Origin of the sequence: Devosia sp. 919 (genome assembly GCF_013185965.1) — a bacterium.
GTDB lineage: Bacteria > Pseudomonadota > Alphaproteobacteria > Rhizobiales > Devosiaceae > Devosia.
On the sequence record NZ_JABAOL010000001.1, the window covers coordinates 3,138,101 to 3,157,790 of the forward strand.

Annotated in this window: 18 protein-coding genes, 1 tRNA gene and 1 pseudogene; 13 read left to right on the top strand and 7 right to left on the bottom strand. The window is 63.0% G+C overall.

Annotated elements, in window-relative coordinates:
- Nucleotides 1–25 precede the first annotated feature (25 nt).
- Both HRQ64_RS15200 and HRQ64_RS15205 read right to left on the bottom strand, forming a co-directional pair.
- A complete protein-coding gene (locus HRQ64_RS15200) occupies nucleotides 26–1,546 on the bottom strand; it encodes an alpha-N-arabinofuranosidase (RefSeq protein WP_172124047.1) in 1,521 nt (506 codons plus the stop codon).
- A gap of 95 nt (nucleotides 1,547–1,641) precedes the next feature.
- Entirely contained in the window at nucleotides 1,642–2,565 is a 924-nt protein-coding gene (locus tag HRQ64_RS15205) for a helix-turn-helix domain-containing protein (RefSeq protein ID WP_172124049.1), read from the bottom strand.
- Between the two features lie 119 nt (nucleotides 2,566–2,684).
- On the opposite strand from HRQ64_RS15205, the pseudogene HRQ64_RS15210 reads away from it, so the two are divergent.
- Nucleotides 2,685–2,984: pseudogene (locus HRQ64_RS15210) on the top strand (substrate-binding domain-containing protein); the annotation flags it as partial.
- A gap of 64 nt (nucleotides 2,985–3,048) precedes the next feature.
- Here HRQ64_RS15210 and HRQ64_RS15215 read toward each other — a convergent pair.
- The 3 genes from HRQ64_RS15215 to HRQ64_RS15225 form a co-directional block, all read right to left on the bottom strand.
- Nucleotides 3,049–3,125: transfer RNA gene (locus HRQ64_RS15215), tRNA-Met, on the bottom strand.
- A gap of 59 nt (nucleotides 3,126–3,184) precedes the next feature.
- The gene (locus tag HRQ64_RS15220) at nucleotides 3,185–4,660 is read right to left on the bottom strand and encodes a UdgX family uracil-DNA binding protein (protein ID WP_172124051.1); all 1,476 of its coding nucleotides are present in this window, start codon (nucleotides 4,658–4,660) and stop codon (nucleotides 3,185–3,187) included.
- Entirely contained in the window at nucleotides 4,657–5,895 is a 1,239-nt protein-coding gene (locus HRQ64_RS15225; protein WP_172124053.1) for a putative DNA modification/repair radical SAM protein, read from the bottom strand. The genes HRQ64_RS15220 and HRQ64_RS15225 overlap by 4 nt, the downstream gene beginning before the upstream one ends.
- Before the next feature lie 244 nt (nucleotides 5,896–6,139).
- Between HRQ64_RS15225 and HRQ64_RS15230 the strand changes: the two genes are divergently transcribed.
- Together HRQ64_RS15230 and HRQ64_RS15235 are read left to right on the top strand one after the other, a co-directional pair.
- Nucleotides 6,140–7,090: a ring-cleaving dioxygenase gene (locus HRQ64_RS15230; protein ID WP_172124055.1), complete on the top strand. Its 951-nt coding sequence runs from the start codon at nucleotides 6,140–6,142 to the stop codon at nucleotides 7,088–7,090.
- 156 nt (nucleotides 7,091–7,246) lie between these two features.
- Complete coding sequence (locus tag HRQ64_RS15235) at nucleotides 7,247–7,453, top strand: hypothetical protein (RefSeq protein ID WP_172124057.1); 207 nt, start codon at nucleotides 7,247–7,249, stop codon at nucleotides 7,451–7,453.
- On the opposite strand, the gene mnmA is transcribed toward HRQ64_RS15235, so the two are convergent.
- Nucleotides 7,450–8,601, bottom strand: a complete 1,152-nt coding sequence (gene mnmA / locus HRQ64_RS15240) for a tRNA 2-thiouridine(34) synthase MnmA (RefSeq protein ID WP_172124059.1) — start codon at nucleotides 8,599–8,601, stop codon at nucleotides 7,450–7,452. The two genes, HRQ64_RS15235 and mnmA, sit on opposite strands and share 4 nt — an antisense overlap.
- A 249-nt stretch (nucleotides 8,602–8,850) precedes the next feature.
- Between mnmA and HRQ64_RS15245 the strand changes: the two genes are divergently transcribed.
- From HRQ64_RS15245 to HRQ64_RS15255, 3 genes are all read left to right on the top strand, one after another.
- Nucleotides 8,851–10,233 (top strand): flagellar hook-length control protein FliK, encoded by a 1,383-nt coding sequence (locus tag HRQ64_RS15245; protein ID WP_172124061.1) that lies wholly within the window; start codon nucleotides 8,851–8,853, stop codon nucleotides 10,231–10,233.
- 9 nt (nucleotides 10,234–10,242) lie between these two features.
- A complete protein-coding gene (locus HRQ64_RS15250) occupies nucleotides 10,243–10,911 on the top strand; it encodes a flagellar hook assembly protein FlgD (protein WP_172124063.1) in 669 nt (222 codons plus the stop codon).
- Between the two features lie 138 nt (nucleotides 10,912–11,049).
- Complete coding sequence (locus HRQ64_RS15255) at nucleotides 11,050–11,328, top strand: DUF1153 domain-containing protein (protein WP_035102845.1); 279 nt, start codon at nucleotides 11,050–11,052, stop codon at nucleotides 11,326–11,328.
- A gap of 91 nt (nucleotides 11,329–11,419) precedes the next feature.
- Here the strand turns inward: HRQ64_RS15255 and HRQ64_RS15260 are convergent, their stop codons facing one another.
- Entirely contained in the window at nucleotides 11,420–12,043 is a 624-nt protein-coding gene (locus HRQ64_RS15260) for a glutathione S-transferase family protein (RefSeq protein WP_172124065.1), read from the bottom strand.
- A gap of 137 nt (nucleotides 12,044–12,180) precedes the next feature.
- Here HRQ64_RS15260 and fliF point away from each other — a divergent pair, with 137 nt between their 5' ends.
- From fliF to flhA, 7 genes are read left to right on the top strand one after another with little or no spacing between them, the layout of a single operon-like run.
- A complete protein-coding gene (gene fliF / locus HRQ64_RS15265) occupies nucleotides 12,181–13,809 on the top strand; it encodes a flagellar basal-body MS-ring/collar protein FliF (protein ID WP_172124067.1) in 1,629 nt (542 codons plus the stop codon).
- A 51-nt stretch (nucleotides 13,810–13,860) separates the two neighbouring features.
- Entirely contained in the window at nucleotides 13,861–14,895 is a 1,035-nt protein-coding gene (fliG, locus tag HRQ64_RS15270; RefSeq protein ID WP_127755283.1) for a flagellar motor switch protein FliG, read from the top strand.
- A gap of 4 nt (nucleotides 14,896–14,899) precedes the next feature.
- Nucleotides 14,900–15,556, top strand: a complete 657-nt coding sequence (locus HRQ64_RS15275) for a FliH/SctL family protein (protein WP_172124069.1) — start codon at nucleotides 14,900–14,902, stop codon at nucleotides 15,554–15,556.
- 38 nt (nucleotides 15,557–15,594) lie between these two features.
- The gene (gene fliN, locus HRQ64_RS15280; protein WP_248307110.1) at nucleotides 15,595–15,888 is read left to right on the top strand and encodes a flagellar motor switch protein FliN; all 294 of its coding nucleotides are present in this window, start codon (nucleotides 15,595–15,597) and stop codon (nucleotides 15,886–15,888) included.
- 12 nt (nucleotides 15,889–15,900) lie between these two features.
- Nucleotides 15,901–17,268, top strand: coding sequence for a sigma-54 dependent transcriptional regulator (locus HRQ64_RS15285; RefSeq protein ID WP_172124073.1), 1,368 nt, complete (start codon nucleotides 15,901–15,903; stop codon nucleotides 17,266–17,268).
- Nucleotides 17,269–17,276: 8 nt separating this feature from the next.
- Nucleotides 17,277–17,471: a hypothetical protein gene (locus HRQ64_RS15290; RefSeq protein ID WP_172124075.1), complete on the top strand. Its 195-nt coding sequence runs from the start codon at nucleotides 17,277–17,279 to the stop codon at nucleotides 17,469–17,471.
- A complete protein-coding gene (gene flhA, locus HRQ64_RS15295; RefSeq protein ID WP_127753922.1) occupies nucleotides 17,468–19,606 on the top strand; it encodes a flagellar biosynthesis protein FlhA in 2,139 nt (712 codons plus the stop codon). Before HRQ64_RS15290 ends, flhA begins: the two co-directional genes overlap by 4 nt.
- Nucleotides 19,607–19,690: the final 84 nt, after the last annotated feature.

Consider the following 19,690-nt stretch of genomic DNA (forward strand, 5'->3'; position numbering starts at 1 on the left):
CCGATACATACCCGCAAACCTGATACTAACCGCGGGCGACGCTGACCCGCACCATCTGATAGGAATGCGGCGGAAGGCTCACACTCAACTTGTCCTCCTCCGCAACTGCGCCCTGCCCTTGTCTTGGGGCTACATTATCCGGGTTTGCTGCAGTGTTGACGGCGTTGAGATCGTCGTGCGTCATCACCTGGTGCTCGAGCACCCTTGCATCGCGGTAGCCTTGCAAGGACAGCTCGACGTCGAGTTCCTCTTCGCCATTGCGGTTGACGAGAAAGAAAGTGAGCGTGCCCTCGGCCTCGTTTTCCACCCCGGCCACATCGAGATAGGGGATTTCCCCAATCAGTTCGACTTCGTAGCTGGGGCAGCGGGCGACGAGGTTGAGCGCCCGGCCGCGTCCGAACATGGATGCGAAATAGAGCGGATAATAGGTGGTCTGCTTCCAGGACCTGCCGCCCGGCTCAGTCATGATCGGAGCAATAACATTGACCAGCTGGGCAATGCAGGCGAGCTTGACCACGTCGGACTTGCGGATAAAGGTGTTGAGGCAACACCCGACCTGCAGCACATCCTCAAAATTATAGATGTCTTCCAGCAGCGCTGGCGCATGCGGCCAGCCGTGCTTGCCGTCAAGGATCGCCCGGTCCTGCTTGCGCGAATGATACCAGACATTCCACTCATCAAACGCGATCGTCACCTGGCGATTGCTGCGCTTCTTGGCCTTTACATAGTCGATTGTGGCGGCAACCGTGCTGATATAGGCCTCGAGCTTGACATTGTGCGCGAGGTAACCCGGCGTGTGCTTGTCGTAATTGGACGAATACATATGCAGCGAGATGTGGTCGACCGTTTCATAGGTGTGCTCCAGCACCACCCGCTCCCACTCGGGATAGGTGGGCATGTTGGAATGCGATGACCCGCAGGCGATGAGTTCGAGCGAACTGTCAAAAGCGCGCAGCGCCTTGGCGGTTTCACTGGCGAGGCGCCCATATTCGTCCGCTGTTTTGTGGCCGATCTGCCAAGGCCCGTCCATCTCATTGCCCAGGCACCACATCTTGACGTACCAAGGGTCCGCCCGTCCATTCTTCTTGCGCAGATCCCCCCAATAGCTGCCCGTCGGCCCGTTCACGTATTCAACGAAATTACGCGCTTCCTCGAGCCCGCGCGAACCCAGATTGACTGCCAGCATCATCTGGGTGCCAACCGTCTCGCACCAGTCGGCAAATTCGTGAATGCCGACTTGGTTACTCTCCGAAGTGTGCCAGGCCAAGTCCAGCCGCGTGGGTCGTTGCTCGCGTGGGCCGATCCCGTCTTCCCAGTTATAGGCGGAAACGAAATTACCCCCGGGATAGCGCACCATCGGCACATCGAGCCCCCGGACCAGCTCGGCCACATCCGCCCGCATGCCGTTCTTGTCAGCGGTTGGATGATCGGGCTCATAGATACCCGAATAAATGGCCCGGCCAAGATGCTCGAGAAACGCTCCGTAGATTCGATTGTCGATCTCGGAAATCACATAGTCCCGGTTGGCAATAACGCTGGCGCGCACAACTCTCTCCCTCTTGTGCCGATTGTCTGATTTGTATCAGAACTTTCGGTTACTAGAGCCAAGAAGCGGTCCCGCGTCAACCGGGAAGCGGCGCGCTAGCGCAAAATCAACCGCAGCACGATGTCCTGGTCATAATTGCCAAAGCCGCGCCCGAAGATATTCATACCACCGGGATGATGGGCGCTTTCCTCGACGCCAATCCGCACGCGAATGGAATGGTGCGAAGTCAGGTCGAGATCATCCAGCGTTACTGGCGAGATCCGCACCCCATCGACAAACGTGCCTTCTGCCGAGGTTCGCCAAGTCTTGAGCTTGCCGTATTGGCTGCCCTTGAGCTTCCACCATTGCGGCGTGTAAACCCCGCGCTTGTCGCCGAAATCGCCGGGACTGGTCCAGGTTCCCACTGCCTTGCCGTTAAGCGTTAGCGTAATGTCGGAGGGCCAATCGGCCGACGTGCCTGGCACTTCCGAGGACAGCTCAAGCGAAATCTCGATCGCTTCAACTTCTCCTCGCGTCAGCTTGGAATTGTTGGGAAACTGGTATTCCACATACCCGCGCGTCAGCCACAACAGCCCCGCTTTCATTCGGTCTGGATCAAGAAATGTATCGGGTACATCGAGGAGCCCGATCACCCCCTCGCTTGAGCAAACTCCGCAAGGCGCGGTCACCTCGAACCCCGTATAAAGCCCCAGCGGCATGGATACTTCGATGGTCTTGTCGCTGATCTGCGCCGACGGCTCCTTGAAGCGGATCAGCACTTCCTCAAAGGTCGAGCGGCAAATCTTCTGGCTGCCCTTGCGCGCCTTTTGCGCCTCGGTGGCGATCAACCCCGCTTCCTCGAGGATCTGCACATTGGTCGACACCGTTGATTGCGGCAGCTCCAGCCGCGCCGCAATTTCGTTGACGTTGAGCGCCCCCCCTTGCAGGATCTTGAGGATCTGCGCCCGCACCGGCGAAGCCAGCCCCCGGATCACGGCCATATCCTCCTGGGGATCAACGACGAGGAAATTTCCGGCCATGGCAGGCGCTCACTGTGGCAACGATATCAAGAATGTTGATATAGCCTAGCCGCGCCAACCGTAAAGCCAAATCCTTCCCGCGCCCCCCTCTAGCGCGTCGCCCAAAGCAGCCCTCGCCGCAGGAAACCGCCGCCTTTATCTGGAATGACATTGCGGCGGTGGAAATGCTCGAGGGCCTTTACGGGCCCGGAAGCCCGCTCCCACCCGGCTTTTCCATTATCGGCTTCGATGATCTGCCCATCGCTGGCATGGCTACCCCCCGCCTGAGCACCGCGCGGGTGGATCGCGAAGCGATCGGTCGGGGCGCGGTACGGCTTCTGGTGCATCATATGGACGGCGAGCGCGCCGTGCAGCAACTCGAAATCGGCGTCACCATGGTGGAAGGCGAAACCATCTTCCCCCTCCTCGCCGGCAAGTGATGGGCCCGGCACACCATCCCGACAGAAGGCAACAAAAAACCCCCGGTTTCCCGGGGGTTTTGATTGGTAGCGAAGCCCAGATTTGAACTGGGGACACACGGATTATGATTCCGCTGCTCTAACCAACTGAGCTACTCCGCCTCACGGCTCAGCCTCGATAAGGCCGATGCGCGAATACCTAGTTTTGGCGAGCGGCGCTGTCAAGTGTGTGACGCAACTGAGTTCTGCGCTGTTCTGACCCGCTCAATTGCCTCGCTCACCAAAACGAGGTCCGCTTCGAACTTGGCCCGCTCTTCGTCCTGGCGCTCCCGCTCGGGAATGCGCAGCAAATAGGAGGGATGATTGGTCACAAACAGCATCGTGCCATCATCCATGGTAATCGGCGCACCGCGCAGCCGTGAAATCGTTGCCGCTTTCCCCAACAGGCTCGACGCCGCCGTGGCGCCCAGCGCCACGATCACCTTGGGCTTAACGAACGCCCGCTCCAGATTAAGCCAGAATCGGCACGCCTCCACCTCCCCCCCATTGGGCTTTTGGTGGATGCGCCGCTTGCCACGCGGCTCGAACTTGAAATGCTTGACCGCATTGGTGACATAGACCTGCTCGCGGTCGATCCCCACCTTTTCAATTGCGGCATCCAGCACCTTGCCCGCTGGTCCCACGAAGGGCTGCCCCGCCAGATCCTCCTGGTCCCCCGGCTGCTCGCCGACAAACATTACATCGGCGGCTTCAGGTCCCTCCCCGAACACGGCTTGCGTCGCAAATTCGAACAGCGGGCAGCGCCGGCATTCCTGGACGGCCGCGCGTGCCTCGGCGAGCGAGGCGACCTCGCGCTCCCCATCCTGGACTGCCGGCGCCTCTGTCGGGCGCCGCAGATGCCGTGCCGGTGGTTGGCTCGAAACCCGCTCGATCATTTCCCGCTCCGCTTCTCTTGCGCCCCGGATCAGGGGAGCAATGAGTTCGGCCTCGGGCAGGTTGCGCCAGTATTTCATGGGCATCTCCCCCTTCATCGCGCCGATCTTGAGCCGGGCAGGATTGAAGATGGAGGCGAAATAGGTCTTCCAGTCGCCCTCAACCGCATCGTCCTCGGGCACGTCGCTTTTCTGCCCGCCCGGCCCGAACAACAGTTCCTGCCCGTCCCAGAAGGCCGAGCGATAGGGCGTGATGATCGCCCAGATCATGCCGGCAAAGCGGCGCTCGAAAAACGGCGCCGTGCGTTCAAGGATAAAATGCTCGGGCTCGAACCAGGCGGCAAAGCGCTCGAGCCCGCTATCGTCGATAACAGCCTTGAAGCGCACAAAGGCCTTCATCTTGTGGCTGTCGCGCCGGACCGCTGAAGCCAGACCGGTCAGCCGCTGCAAATCGGGGTCGGAGGCCGCCGTCATCAGCCCGCGATCCTCCAGCAGGCGCCACAAGAAGCGATACAGCAGAGCAAACCGCTCGGGATCATTGTTGCAGATGGCCAACTGCCCCTGCTCGATAAAGGCGGGCGGCACGCTGCCCACCGCCCCTTCCCCGCTTGGCAGCATGGAATCGCCCGCTTCGAACAGCCCGTTTTCTTCCCCCGGCCCCCGCCAAATCACCTGATCAGGCCGCACGCCTGCTAACAACAACTGCCGCGCCTTGCCGCGCCATTCGGCAAAGTCGTTACGCTCCTCCAGCCGCACCGAAATCATGCAAACAGGCTCAGCTGTTCGGGCTGCGGCGTCAGCTTGGCCTTGAGCCGCGCATCATCGGTCATCCCGCCCGGCGTCCAGTCCACCGCTTCGATGAACGGGCGCACCGCATCGATCGAGCCCACAATGCGCGCCACATCTTCGAGGCGCAAACTGTGGTGGCGCCGCGTCGTGATGATCCGCTCGATGCTCTTGGTCCCCAGCCCCGGCACCCGCAACAGCAGTTCGCGATCGGCGCGGTTCACGTTGACGGGAAAGCGCTCGCGATGCTTGAGCGCCCAGGCCAGCTTGGGATCGATCGCCAGATCCAGCAACCCGCCCTCCCCGCCCGCCACGATCTCGGGAACGTCAAAGCCATAAAACCGGATGAGCCAATCGGCCTGGTAGAGCCGGTGCTCGCGCAGGAGCGGTGGCGCCTTGAGGGGCAGCTTGGCGCTGGAATCGGGAATGGGCGAAAAGGCCGAGTAGTAGACCCGCTTGAGCTTGTAGCCCGAATAGAGCCCCGCCGCGCGCGTCAGGATGGCTTCGTCATTGGCGGCATCGGCACCCACGATCATCTGCGTGGATTGCCCCGCCGGCGCATATTTGGGCTTTTCGGCTTTGGTCTTTGCCTCCGGCGCGGCTTCCGCCAGCTTGCCGCGAATGCGCGCCATAGCCGTGCGGATCTCGCTTGGCTTTTTTTCCGGTGCCAGCGCTTCAAGGCCAAGATCGGTCGGCAACTCGATATTGGTTGAGAGCCGATCCGCCCAGCGCCCGGCTTCCGCCAGCAGTTCAGGCGCGGCATTGGGAATGACCTTGAGATGGATATAGCCCGCGAAATGGTGATCCTCGCGCAGGCTGCGCGCCACCCGCACCATTTCTTCCATCGTGTAGTCGGGCGAACGGATGATCCCCGAGGACAGGAACAGCCCCTCGATATAGTTGCGTTTGTAGAAGTCGAGGGTCAGTCCCACCACTTCCTCGACGGAAAAGCGCGCCCGCTGCACATTGGACGAGGAGCGATTGATGCAGTAGCTGCATTCATAAATGCAGAAATTGGTCAGCAGCAGCTTGAGCAGCGAAATGCAGCGCCCGTCCGGCGCATAGGAGTGGCAAATGCCATTGCCCTCGGTGGAGCCAATGCCGCCGCTCACCTTGCTGTTGCGTTTCTCGGTGCCGCTGGAAGCGCAGGAGGCATCATATTTGGCGGCGTCCGACAACACGGCCAACTTGCGACGAAGGGTTAAAGCCGCCATCCACGTTCCTCATCTGTTCACGCCAGTCTTAACGCGCGACCCGAATAAAAGCACCGGCGAAAACCTGTTCTAGCCAGCTTGTGATCGCCTCCTCGCCCTGGAAACGATGGGGTTCCATTGTTCGCTCAGGCGCAACAACCCGTTATGGCGCCGTGGGCTGACGGGATGGGGCAACTTCACCTATCTTGGGGGCAACGGCACCAAGGCTCGGCTGACGAGCATGTGCACTCCAAGGAGAACACCAATGGACCTTCAGCTTGGCGGCATCCACCACCTGACCGCAGTCACCGCCCAGGCGGCCAAGAACCTGCAGTTCTACACCCAGACCCTGGGCATGCGGCTGATCAAGAAAACCGTCAACCAGGACGACACCACTGCTTACCACCTATTCTATGGTGACGGCGTGGCCTCACCTGGCGCAGACCTGACCTTCTTTGATTTTGACGCCGCCCGCGAGCAGCGCGGCAACCACACTGTCAGCCGCACTGGCCTGCGCGTCGGTAGCGAGGACAGCCTGCAATGGTGGAAAGAACACCTGCAGGCGCAGGGCGTCGGCACCTCGGCCATCAAGGAACGCAATGGCCATGTCTCGCTCGATTTTGAGGATTTCGAAGGCCAGCGCTTCCGCCTGGTGCTCGACCCCGCCAACAAGGTCGTGCCCTGGGCCAAGTCGCCCGTTCCTGCCGATCGGCAGATCATCGGCCTTGGGCCGATCAGCCTTGCCGTGCCGCGCCTCGATCGCACCGAAGTGGTCCTGACGCAGGTGATGAACATGCGCAAGGTGCGCACCTATCCCGCCCGCGAGCGCAATGGGGAAACCCATGTGTTCGAGATGGGCCCCGGTGGCCCCGCGGCCGAACTGCATGTGGTGGTTGACCCAAGCCTGGCCCCCGCACGGCCCGGCGCCGGCGGCGTGCACCATGTGGCCTTCCGCACGCCCGACCAGGATACGCTCCGGCAGTGGATCGCCCATGTCAACTCGTTCGGCATCCGCTCGAGCGGGGAAGTCGAGCGGTTCTACTTCACCTCGCTTTATTTCCGCGAGCCCAATGGCATTCTGTTCGAGATCGCGACGGACGTGCCCGGTTTTGCTGCCGACGAGCCGATGGAAACCCTGGGTGAAAGCCTGGCGCTCCCGCCCTTCCTCGAAAGCCGGCGGGCGAGCATCGAAGCGGGCCTCAAGCCCCTGGTCTAAACCGCTTCAGTCCACAAGCTCTCCTCCCCGCTGAGGGAGGAGAGCCTATCGGCGCGGCGCGTCATCAGGGCCTTAGCCAAAGCGCAGCGAAGGTGCTAAACCCGGCGCGCATCCCGTAGGGTGCGCCCCCGTTGACCCCCTTCAAAGGCAACTGCCATGCCCGTGCGAAAACTCAATTCCAGCCAGTGGGTGCTCGCGATTTTCATCGGGCTGGCCGTGATCACGGTGGCAGCGACGGTGTTCACCAATCTCGTGCAATGGCGCAACTACGACACGATCGAGGCAGAACAGAACATCGCCCCCGAAGACGCGATCCCCCTGCAAAAGGGCTTCACTGAGCCAACGCCCGCCCCCGCCAACTAGGCGGCAAACACCGCCGGCACCGCTTCCGCGATGAACCCACCGCCCAGTACTTCGGACGTGGCGCTGTCATCGGCGTAGAACACGCAGGCCTGGCCCGGCGAAATGCCATATTCGCCGGCCACCAGCGTCACATAAACCGCGCCATCGCGCATCTGGATCACGGCCGGCTGCGGCCCGCGCGTCGAGCGCACCTTGACCTCGACCGGTGCACCATTGCCGGCAGCAGCTTCGGCCAGCGGCCGCGCCCCCAGCCAGTTCACATCTCGCAACCGCACCGTATGGGTCTTGAGCGCCTCGCGCGGCCCCACAATGACGCGCCCGGTCTTGTGCTCGAGCTTGATCACGTAGAGTGGCTCGGCAGCCGCCACGCCCAGGCCCTTGCGCTGTCCCACCGTGTAATTGACGATCCCGGCATGCCGCCCCAGCACCCGGCCATCGAGATGGACGATCTCGCCTTGCGCCACCGCTTCGGGATGCATCTTGCGGATGATGTCGGCATATTTGCCCTGCGGCACAAAGCAGATGTCCTGCGAATCGTGCTTGTCGGCAATCTCGAGCCCCATTTCGCGCGCGAGCTCGCGCACCGCAGCCTTGCTCATCCCCCCCAGCGGAAAGCGTAAGAAGTCGAGTTGCGCCTGGGTGGTCGCAAACAGGAAATAGGTCTGGTCACGATCGCCATCGACGGGACGGAACAGTTGCCGCCGCCCATCTTCGCCCAGCCGCGACTGCACGTAATGGCCGGTCGCCAGCACATCAGCGCCAAGATCCTTGGCCACTTCCAGCAGGTCGACGAACTTGACCGACTGGTTGCAGGCAATGCACGGCACCGGCGTTTCACCCTGCTGATAGGCATTGGCGAACGGCGCTATCACCGAGCGCTGGAAGCGCTCTTCATAGTCCAGCACGTAATGGGGAATATCGAGTGCCGCCGCCACCCGGCGGGCATCATGGATATCCTGCCCGGCGCAGCACGCGCCTTTACGATGGGTGGCCTCGCCATGATCATAAAGCTGGAGCGTCACCCCAACTACATCATAGCCCTGCCGAGCCAGCAGGCCCGCCACAACCGAGGAATCCACGCCCCCCGACATCGCGACAACAACGCGCGTGCCTTGGGGACGCTTGGCGATATCAAGCGAATTCAGCATCTTTCTTGCATCCGGTTGGGTTCAAGGGCCAGCGGACAACTGTCCCGCGCCTCTTAGCCCTTTCAGCAATGCGCTGCAACGCCGCCCGGCAGTTTTTGCCACCCGTGCGGCGCAATGCACCCTCCCGGCTCGAGCCATGTCCCTCGAGCCCAAAACACAGCTCTGCGCAAACAAGCACTTAGCCGCCTTGGCTCACTGGCAAGCTCCTTGCATGGCACGGGGCGAGTAGTTGCAGGATTTTTCGGCAAAGTGGCATCCCATCTTACCCTTTCGGTCGCAACCGGTGCAGGCAGCATCACGCGAAGCTTCGGCGCGCCTGCCGATGCCGACGCTTTCGCCAGTCTGCTCGCCGGCGCGAACGCCGGCACCACGCCAAGCACCACCTCTGCCTCGAGCTTCAACCTGAGCTTGGGCAAGGCGCTTGAAATCGGGCTCGAAACTGCGGGCGAAGCCGACATCGAAGCCGAAGATCTTGGGCTGGCTGTGGGAGCCGAAGCCGCCCTCGCTCCGGAGCCGCCGGCCCTGCCCCAGCTGCTCGACAGCCTCGCCAACATCGCCCAAAGCCTCGCTGCCGGCCAGTCTCCCGCAGGCGACGACCTCGGCGCGGCCAGCACCGCTCTCAGCCGGCTCGCCGACCAGCTCGGCATTTCACTGTCCACCCCCGCCCAGCCAGCAACCGGTGGCGAACCGGCCAGTGATTTCGCGCAACAGCTAGCCAATGCCCTTGCCCCGCTGGCCGACCAGCTTCTTGGCAGCGATGCCGCCGAGGGCGGCCCCGAGCTGGGTCAAAAGCTCGCCGCACTACTCGCCGGCCTCAAGCAAGCCGGTCCCGGCCTTGATCAGCAGACCCTTGCCGCCGGCGCCGCCGCGCTCGAAGACGCGTTGGCGAAGCTGACCCGCGCCACCCCGGGCGCCCCTCCCGCCGATCCGGCTGCCCCGGCCGCCAGCACTGCCACGCCCCTCACCCCGACGACCCCAACAGCACCGACGCTCGCGCAGCCCAGCATCGAGCCCGACCCGGCTCTCGGCACCGACAGCCAGCCCACCGCGGAAACCGACGCCAAGCCCGCTCCCGCTGCCGCCGAACCCCCGCTTGATGCTGCCGCGGCCAAAAGCCTGCCCAGCGCGCTCAACCGGGCCGAGGTCGCCGCCGCCGCCCTGCGGCCCGTGCAGCCCGGCTACCAGACCACCCAGCAACAGCTCAACCTGCCCCAGCTCGCCTTTGAGCTGGTGCACCAGGCCAATGCCGGCAATTCCCATTTCCAGATCCGCCTTGATCCGCCCGAGCTCGGCCGCATTGAGGTCAAGCTCGAATTCGATGCAGCGGGGCAGGTCAATGCCCGCCTCATCGTCGACAAGAGCGAAACCCTTGATCTGATGCAGCGCGACCAGCGCGGGCTGGAACGCGCCCTGCAGCAGGCCGGGCTCGATGCCAGCAAGACCAACCTCGAATTCTCCCTCCGGCAAAACCCATCCCCAGGCGACGGGCGCCAGGGCAATGGGCAGGAGCAGGAACGCCGAGGCTCGTTCGGTGGCGGCCCGAGCGGCGGCGATGCCGACCCGCTACCCCTTCCCAGCGTCAATCTTTACCGCGGCAGCCTTGCGGCTGGCGGCGTCAACATCATCGCCTGAGGAACAATCATGGCTGTTAATGGCATATCCGCAACCTCTGCCGCCGGTGCGATCAGCAACTCGCGCAACACCATTGCCGATAATTTCGACACCTTCCTCAACATCCTGACCACCCAGCTCAAGAACCAGAACCCGCTCGAGCCGCTGGATACCAACCAGTTCACCCAGCAACTGGTGCAGTTCACTGGCGTGGAACAGCAGCTCAAGACCAACGACTTCCTTGAAGCCATGATGATGGCCAGCCAAAGCGCCGGCAAAACCGACGCGGTCAACTATATCGGCAAGGAAGTCACCGTCGCCGGCACCTCCTCCGAGCTCAAGGGCGGCAAGGCTCTGTGGGGCTATGTCGCCTCGGGGGCCGTGCAGAACGCCAAGGTGAACATCAAGAACGCCGCCGGCAGCATCGTTTACTCCGAGAACGGCTCGCTTCCCGCGGGCAACGGCCAGTTCGCTTGGGACGGCAAGGGCTCCAACGGGCTAGCTCAACCTGCTGGGTTGTATTCCATCGAGATCACCGGTACCGATCTGAGCGGAAATACGGTCGGCATCACCACGGCGGCGGTCGGGATCGTGAACGCAGTGGACTTTTCGGGCACGGAGCCGCTGCTGACCATCGGCACCTCCAAATACCCCCTTTCCCAGGTCCAGGATGTGCGCACCCCCACGCCGGGCACCTGACCCGTCGCGACACGCTTTGCGTCCCGAATACCTTGATTTTCCTTCTAATTCTTAACCTGTTGTTCGTTTCCCCTTAGCTGAATTTTAAGTCAGCATCGCTACTCTGCCTTCCTATGGTCAGGTTGAGTAGAGAGTAAAATGACCGTACAGATGCGTCCTCGCGTTAAGTACGTTATCGGACCGGACGGAAGTCCGCTCACGATCGCAGATCTTCCCCCCGCCAATACGCGGAGGTGGGTCATTCGGCGAAAAGCCGAAGTTGTTGCTGCGGTGCGCGGTGGTCTGCTCAGCCTCGAAGAGGCCTGCGACCGCTACACACTCAGCGTCGACGAGTTCCTGAACTGGCAGGCTGCCATCGACAAGCATGGACTTGCCGGCCTGCGGACCACCTGGATCCAGCATTACCGCGAGGGCTGATCCGGTCCAAACCGATAACGAGCACCAAAGCCCGCCGGGTCCGCCCTGCGGGTTTTTTGTTTTCTTGGCACAAGGCCCGCAACCCGTCCCCCTAGGGCGTCTCCGCCCCCATCCATCTTGCCCCCGCCTCCCGGCCCAGCAACCGTTCATAATACTCTCGCACTGCTGCAAACACGGGCTTGTCCGCCTGCACGCTCATCCAGCGATGCACCGAAAGGCCCAGCGCAATATCGGCAATGCTGAACTCAGCCCCGGCCACAAACGGCGAGCCTTTGGCCAGATGCCCGTCCAGCAACGCCATCTTGGCGCCCCAGGCTCGCAGTGACGCCGCAATCTGCTCGGGATCATCATAGCCGGGCGTCTTGCGGATCAGCGCATTCACGGCATAGCCCCAGGGCGGATTAAGCTCGCTCGCCTGCCAGCCCAGCCATTGCAGCACCCGCGCCCGCTCCTGCAGCCTACCCGGCAGCAAGCGCCCGTCACCTGCCTTTTCCGCCAGATAGATCAGGATCGCATTGCTTTCCCACAGCACGAATCCATCATCGATCAACACCGGGATCTGCCCATTGGGGTTGAGCGCCAGGAACTCGGGCACCTTGGGATCGCGCAAGGGCAGGCCCCAATCCTCCCGCTCATAGGGGAGTCCCAACTCGCCGGCCGCCCACAAGACCTTGCGCACATTGATGGATGTGACCCGCCCCAGCACTTTCAACACGCTTGCTCTCCCGTCCGGCAATTTTTGCCCGCGCAACCGCTGGGCACCCACAAGTTAAGACAATGTTTACCAAACACTAGGTAATTTTTGCCGGGCGGCAGCTTTCATCGCCGGTGACGTGAACCTCGAGTACCGACTTGAATAACCTGACCCAGCTCATCAACCGCATTGGCCTGCCGCGCCTTGCTGCCATGGCCACCGTAGCGGTGCTGATGTTGGGCTTCTTCGCCTTCCTGATGATGCGCGCCTCAGCCCCCAACCTGGCACCGCTTTACACCGGGCTGACGCTGGAAGATTCGTCCGCGATCACTACCGAACTGCAAACCCTCAATATCCCATTCGAGCTGCGCGGCGAAGGCGATACCATCCTCGTGCCGCGCGAGCAGATCACCAAGCTGCGCATGGATCTCGCCGGGGCCGGGCTCCCCACTCGCGGCCAGGTTGGCTACGAGATCTTCGACGAGCAGAACACGCTTGGCGCCACGAGCTTTGTGCAGAACATCAACAATGTTCGCGCGCTTGAAGGTGAACTCGCCCGCACCATCTCTTCGCTGGCCCGCATCAAGTCCGCCCGGGTTCACCTGGTTCTGCCCGAGCGCGAATTGTTCCGGCGCGAGCGCAAGGATCCTTCCGCCTCGATCGTCCTGTCCGTGCGCGGCGAACTGGCTGCCGGCGAAATCCGCGCCATCCAGCACCTCGTCGCCTCCGCCATCGAGGGTCTCTCGCCGACCCGCGTCTCCATTGTCGATGATGCCGGCACCCTCCTCGCCTCCGGCACCGGTGACAGCGCGCAGGGCGCCCTCGCCGGCGAAGCGGCCGAAAAAACCCTTGGCTACGAAAACCGGCTCCGTACGCGCCTTGAAGACATGCTCGCCAACATCGTTGGCGTTGGCCGTGCCCGCGTCGAAGTTGCGGCCGAGATGGACTTCAACCGCTCCACCACCACTTCGGAGACCTTTGACCCCGAAGGCCAGGTCGTCCGCTCCACCCAGCTGCGCGAGCAGGAGAACCAGTCCGGCGCCAATCAGAACCAGGTGACCATCGCCAACGAGCTGCCCGGCGCTTCCCAAACTGCCGCCGATGGCACGCTCGAGCAGGGCACCACGTCCGAAGAAGTCACCAACTACGAAATCTCCAAGACCACCCAGACTGCCGTCACCGAAGCGGGCAGCATCAAGCGCCTTTCCGTCGCTGTGGTGGTGGATGGCGTTTATGCCGATGATGGCGCGGGCAATCTGACCTACAGCCCCCGTTCGGCTGAAGAGATTGCCCAGGTGCTCACCCTGGTACGCTCGGCCGTGGGTTATTCGGAAAGCCGCGGCGACAGCGTCGACGTGGTCAACATGCAGTTTGCCGAACGGCCCGAGCTCAACCTGCCGGGCACCGACAGCGCCGCGGGTCTCCTCGACTTCACGCGCGACGACCTGATGAATGCAGCCGAAATGGCCGTGACCCTGCTGATCGCCCTGGCCCTCGTGTTCTTCGTGCTGCGCCCCCTGCTCAAGCGCGCCTTGGTCCCTGAACCCCAGCCTCTCGCCCTCCCCTCCGGTGCCGAACTGGGCGCACCCGTCGCGCTGGGCCCCGAAGGTCAGCTCGTGCCCATCGAAGCGCCCGAATCGGTTACCGGCGCGCCCGACTGGATGGCCAATGCCCGCACCTTGGGCGAAAGCCAGCTCCAGACACTCAAGACCGTGGGTAGTCTGGTTCAGGAAAATCCCAAGCAGGCCGCACTTATCGTGCGCGACTGGCTGAGCAGCGCGGCATAACCCATGGCTCTGGTCTCCCAATCCCTCGACACCACCGACGCCATAGGTTCCATGGGCAAGCAGCTGGTGGTCGGCAACGATGCGCCACACCGCTCGCTCAGGGGCGACGAAAAGGCTGCAGCGCTTCTCCTTGCGCTCGGCCCCGATCACGGCAAGCCCATCTTCGATGAGCTCGACGAGGTCGAGATCCGCCAGCTCAGCCGCGCCATGGTGCGCCTCGGCCCCATCACCCAAGCCATGCTGGACGAGTTGATGGTGGAGTTTGTCACCAGCGTGTCGGCCAATGGCTCGCTATCGGGCAACACCGAAACCACCGAGCGCCTGCTGCTGTCCTTCCTCCCCTCCGATCGTGTCAGCTCCATCATGGAGGAAATTCGCGGTCCCGCCGGCCGCAATATGTGGGAAAAGCTCTCCAACGTTCAGGAAGACGTGCTCGCCGCCTATCTCAAGAACGAATATCCCCAAACCATCGCCGTGGTGCTGTCAAAGATCGCGCCTGAGCACGCCAGCAAGGTGCTCGCCGTTCTGCCCGAAGCACTCGCTATGGACGTGATCCAGCGCATGCTCGGGCTTGATCCCGTGCAAAAGGACATTCTCGAAAAGATCGAGAACACGCTGCGCACCGAATTCATGTCGACCCTGTCGCATACCAAGCGCCGCGACAGCCACGAGCAGATGGCCGAGATCTTCAATTCCTTCGACCGCCAGACCGAAGCCCGCTTCATCACCGGCCTCGAGGAAAACAGCCGCGAAGACGCCGAGCGCATCAAGTCACTGATGTTCACCTTCGAGGACCTGGCCAAGCTCGATGCTTCGGCGGCGCAAACTCTGCTGGCGCGCATGGACAAGGCCGAGCTGGCGCTCGCCCTCAAGGGCGCCAACGAAACGATGAAGGAATTTTTCTTCAAGAACATGTCCGCCCGCAGCGGCAAGCTCCTCAAGGATGACATGGAAGCGCTTGGCCCCGTGCGCCTCAAGGATGTCGATGAAGCCCAGGGCCGCATGGTCGCCACAGCCAAGGATTTGGCCGCTCAGGGTGAGATCATCATCCTCAAGGGCAAGTCCGACGAGCAGATGATCGCTTAGCACCATGGCCAGTCACGCTCGCTTCACCTTCGATCTCGACCTCGGCAAGCGCCCCAGTGCTGCCGCGGTCTCACCGCGCGCCGGCATGGCCGAAGACCTTGTGGCCCGCCTGGTCGCCGAAGCGCGCGAAGAAGGCTATGCCGAAGGCTTTGCCGCCGGCGCCCAGAACGCCGCCGCCATGGCCGCGCAAACCATCGCCGCTGCTGCGGCGACCCTGGCTACCCGCAGCGCCGAAATGGCCGCGGCCCTGGACGATGCGACCGCCAATAGCCGCCGCGAAGCGGTGGAACTGGCCGCCAGCATCGGTCGCAAGCTCGCCTTGCAACTCTTGGCCCGCGAACCCACCGCGGAGCTCGAGGGCCTCATCGCCGAATGCATGGCCAATCTCGAAGGCGTGCCGCACCTTGTGATCCGTTGCCACCCCGATATTGCCGATGGCGTGCGCGACATTGCCACCGCCCATATGACCACCTCCGGCTTTAACGGCCGCCTGATCGTCATGGGCGATCCCGAACAGCGCCTGGGCGACGGCCGGCTCGAATGGGTCGATGGCGGCCTCGTGCGCGATCTTGATTCCATTTCCACCGACATCGACCGGCGCATCGCCGCCTATCTCGAGGGCGGCCACCCGCAGATCAGCCATGAGGAACCCCATTCATGAGCGCCCCCAACGACAGCGACAACATGAACTTTGAGGAAATGGCCGCCGCCAGCGGCATGGCTCGTGGTCCCGAAGCTCATCTCGAGCGCACCGCAGCCGACCTCGAAGCCGTCTTCGATGTGCCCGTGCGCATCTCCGTCGTATTAGGCCGCACCAAGATGCCGGTGTCCCAATTGCTGCGCATGGATATCGGCACCGTCATCGAACTCGACCGTCAGGTCGGCGAAGCCGTCGAGATTCTCGTCAATGACCGCCTCGTCGCTCGCGGCGAAATCGTGCTGGTCGAAAACCGGCTCGGTGTCACCATGACCGAAGTCATCAAGCCACAATAAGGGAGCACCGCCATGCGTCTACTCATCGTCGGAGCTCTCGAAGGCCAGCTCAGCACCGCCACCAAGATGGCCATGGATGGCGGCGCCAAGGTCGCCCATGCCCCCTCGGTCGATATTGCCCTCGCGACGCTGCGCGCCGGCCGCGGCGCCGATCTGCTGCTGGTTGACGTGATGATGGACATCGCCCGGCTCATCGGCGGGCTCGAAGCCGAGCGCATCGCCGTGCCCGTTGTTGCCTGTGGCGTGGAAACCAATGCCGCGGCCGCGGTCAACGCCGTCCGTGCCGGCGCCAAGGAATACATCCCCCTGCCCCCCGATGCCGAGCTGATTGCCGCCGTGATCGCCGCCGTCGCTCGGGATTCCTCCGAATTCCTGTTCCGCGACCCCGCCATGGCCCGCATCGTGAAAATGGCGGACCAGATCGCGGGCTCCGACGCTTCCATCCTTATCACCGGCGAGTCCGGCACCGGCAAGGAAGTGATCGCCAAATATGTTCATTCCCGCTCCAAGCGCGCTGGGAAACCCTTCATCTCGGTCAACTGCGCCGCCATCCCTGAGGCGCTCCTTGAAAGCGAGCTCTTTGGTCACGAGAAAGGCGCCTTCACCGGCGCCGTCGCCCGCCGCATCGGCAAGTTCGAGGAAGCCTCGGGCGGCACGCTCCTGCTCGATGAAATCTCCGAAATGGATGTGCGGCTGCAGGCCAAGCTGCTGCGCGCCATTCAAGAGCGCCTGATCGATCGCGTCGGCGGCGGCAAGCCGGTGGCCGTGGATATCCGCATCCTCGCCACCTCCAACCGCAACCTCGCCGACGCCGTGCGGGAAGGCTCCTTCCGCGAAGACCTGCTGTTCCGCCTCAACGTCGTCAATCTCAAGCTCCCCGCCCTGCGGGACCGGCCGGGCGACATCATCGCCCTGTCCGAGCATTTCGTGGCCAAATACAGCAAGGCTAATGGCCTGCCGCCGCGCAGCCTCGCCGAGGATGCGCGCGACGCGCTGGTCCGCGCTCCTTGGCCGGGCAATGTCCGCGAACTCGAAAATACGCTGCATCGCGCCGTGCTGTTGTCCTCGGGTGAAAGCATCACCGCCGACGCCATCGTCCTGCCCGACGGCATGGGCCTGCATGAAGTGGCATCCGCGGGCTCCCTTTCGTCCCAGCTGGCGCAAACCGCCGAAGCCATGTCCCGTGCCCTTGTGGGCCGCACCGTGGCCGATGTGGAGCGCGACCTGATCCTCGACACCCTCGATCACACGCTGGGCAACCGGACCCACGCCGCCAATATCCTTGGCATCTCCATCCGCACTCTGCGCAACAAGCTCAACCAATATTCCGATGAAGGCACTTTGGTGCCCGATCCCGGTGAACGCAGGGCCGTGGCATGATGGGCCCCGTGAGCGCCCTTGCGGGCAAGCCCGAACTCGCCTCGCGCGAGCCGTCGGCCTTGGCGCTGGCCATCATTGCCGCCCTGACCCTTGCTGTCAGCACCGATCAGCTCGGCACGGCGTCGGCGGCAGCCCAGGCCTGGGAAACTGCCCAAGCCTTTCCCGCTGAGCACGACACCATCCCGGACCAGGCCACCGCATGAGCGAGCTGCCCACCCTGCGCACCCGCCCGGCCTTCAAGCTGCCGACTGGCGCGGCCGTGCTCGATACCCTGCGCTCAGGCGATATTGCCCTTGCGACAGGGGTCATGGGCCTCATCGTCATTCTCATCGTGCCTATGCCGCCGCTCCTGCTCGATGGGCTGCTGGCAGTCTCGATCGTCTTTTCCGTGATGATCCTGATGACGGCACTCTTTATCCAGAAGCCGCTGGAATTCTCGTCCTTCCCGACGGTTCTGCTGATCGCCACCATGCTGCGGCTCGGCCTCAACCTTGCCACCACCCGCCTCATCCTGTCGGAAGGTCACACCGGCACCCACGCCGCCGGCCATGTCATCGAAGCCTTCGGCAACTTCGTGATGCGCGGCAATTTTATCATCGGCGTCGTGGTCTTTGCCATTCTGGTGCTGGTCAACTTCATTGTCATTACCAAGGGCTCGGGCCGCATCGCCGAAGTGGCGGCCCGCTTCAGCCTCGACGCTATGCCCGGCAAGCAGATGGCCATTGATGCCGATCTGTCGGCGGGCCTGATCGATGAAGCCACCGCCAAGGTGCGCCGCGCCGAACTCGAAGGCGAAAGCGCCTTTTTCGGCAACATGGACGGCGCCAGCAAATTCGTGCGCGGTGACGCCATTGCCGGCCTCATCATCACCTTCATCAACGTCGTCGCCGGCATGGTGATCGGCATGATGCAGGAAGGCCTTACCGTCCAGGAAGCTGGCAATGTTTATACCCTGCTGACCATCGGCGATGGTCTGGTCTCGCAGATCCCTGCCCTCATCGTGTCCACCGCCGCCGGCATTCTCGTGTCCAAATCTGGCGTCACGGGTTCCGCCGACAAAGCCCTTTCCGCCCAGTTCACCGGCTATCCGCGCGCCCTGGGCATGTCCGCCGCCGTGATGGGGCTCCTGGCCTTTCTGCCTGGCATGCCGGTCATTCCGTTCCTCGCCATCGCCGCGGGCGTCGGCTACTTGGCTTGGCGCTCCGCTGCGACCAAGAGCGAAAAGCAGGCCGATGCCACGCGCCTCGCCGCGCTGGCAAACCCGCCCCAGATCGGTAGCCCCGGCGGCCCCGCTCCTGAAGTGCCGATCACCGATAGCCTCAAGATCGACGAACTCAAGCTTGAGCTCGGCTATGGCCTGCTGTCGCTGGTCAAGGAAGACGAAAACGGCTCCGACCGTCTCACCGAACAGATCAAGGCGCTGCGTCGTCAGCTCGCGACCGAGCTGGGTTTTGTCATGCCGCCCGTGCGCATCCTCGACAACATGCAGCTCGAGCCCAATGACTACAAAGTGCGCATCAAGGAAGTGGAAGCTGGCCACGGCCAGATCTGGGCCAGCCAGCTGATGGTGATGGACCCGATGGGCCGCTCCATCGACCTGCCCGGTCACCACACCACCGAGCCCACTTTCGGTCTGCCCGCCACCTGGATCGAGCCAGCTCTGCGCGACGAGGCCGAACTGCGGGGGCTGTCGATCATCGATCCCTCTACTGTGATCTCCACCCACCTGACCGAAGTGCTCAAGGCCAATGTCGCGGACCTGCTGAGCTACGCCAATGTGCAGTCGCTCCTGTCCGGCCTGCCCAAGGAGCAGCAAAAGCTCGTCGAGGACATCGTCCCCGGACTCATTACCGTTTCGGGCATCCAGCGCGTGCTGCAGACTCTCCTCAACGAGCGCATCTCCATTCGCGACCTCTCGACCATCCTCGAAGGTGTCGCCGAGATCGCCGGCCCGGGTCGGTCCATGCAGATGATCGTCGAGCATGTCCGCTCGCGCCTCGCCCGTCAGCTCTGTGCCGCCAATCTCGGCCCCGATGGCAACCTGCCGCTCCTGACTTTGTCGCCCACCTGGGAGCGCGATTTTGCCGAGGCCATGATCGGCGAAGGCGACAACCGCCACCTCGCCATGGCCCCCTCGCGGCTGCAGCAGTTCATTGGCGCCATTCAAACCGCCTTTGAACGCGCCGCCCAGCAAGGGGAACTGCCAGTGCTGATCACCTCTCCCGGCATCCGCCCCCATGTGCGCTCCATTATCGAGCGTTTCCGCCCGCAAACCGTGGTGATGAGCCAGAACGAGGTGCATCCCCGCATCCGCCTCAAAACCATTGGCAGCGTTTAACCGGCCCCCTCCTCCAGCCTGGGGCAAGTGGTGGAACTGCCCCCCCCGTTAATCATTGAGGCCTGGCATATCTCTGGGGCCTTC

Coding starts and splice junctions, on each gene's coding strand:
- HRQ64_RS15205 (WP_172124049.1), bottom strand. CDS start 2,565: ATGGCCGGAAATTTCCTCGTCGTTGATCCCCAGGAGGATATGGCCGTG.
- HRQ64_RS15220 (WP_172124051.1), bottom strand. CDS start 4,660: ATGATTTCGGTGCGGCTGGAGGAGCGTAACGACTTTGCCGAATGGCGC.
- HRQ64_RS15225 (WP_172124053.1), bottom strand. CDS start 5,895: ATGGCGGCTTTAACCCTTCGTCGCAAGTTGGCCGTGTTGTCGGACGCC.
- HRQ64_RS15230 (WP_172124055.1), top strand. CDS start 6,140: ATGGACCTTCAGCTTGGCGGCATCCACCACCTGACCGCAGTCACCGCC.
- HRQ64_RS15235 (WP_172124057.1), top strand. CDS start 7,247: ATGCCCGTGCGAAAACTCAATTCCAGCCAGTGGGTGCTCGCGATTTTC.
- mnmA (WP_172124059.1), bottom strand. CDS start 8,601: ATGCTGAATTCGCTTGATATCGCCAAGCGTCCCCAAGGCACGCGCGTT.
- HRQ64_RS15250 (WP_172124063.1), top strand. CDS start 10,243: ATGGCTGTTAATGGCATATCCGCAACCTCTGCCGCCGGTGCGATCAGC.
- HRQ64_RS15255 (WP_035102845.1), top strand. CDS start 11,050: ATGACCGTACAGATGCGTCCTCGCGTTAAGTACGTTATCGGACCGGAC.
- fliG (WP_127755283.1), top strand. CDS start 13,861: ATGGGCAAGCAGCTGGTGGTCGGCAACGATGCGCCACACCGCTCGCTC.
- HRQ64_RS15275 (WP_172124069.1), top strand. CDS start 14,900: ATGGCCAGTCACGCTCGCTTCACCTTCGATCTCGACCTCGGCAAGCGC.
- fliN (WP_248307110.1), top strand. CDS start 15,595: ATGGCCGCCGCCAGCGGCATGGCTCGTGGTCCCGAAGCTCATCTCGAG.
- HRQ64_RS15285 (WP_172124073.1), top strand. CDS start 15,901: ATGCGTCTACTCATCGTCGGAGCTCTCGAAGGCCAGCTCAGCACCGCC.
- flhA (WP_127753922.1), top strand. CDS start 17,468: ATGAGCGAGCTGCCCACCCTGCGCACCCGCCCGGCCTTCAAGCTGCCG.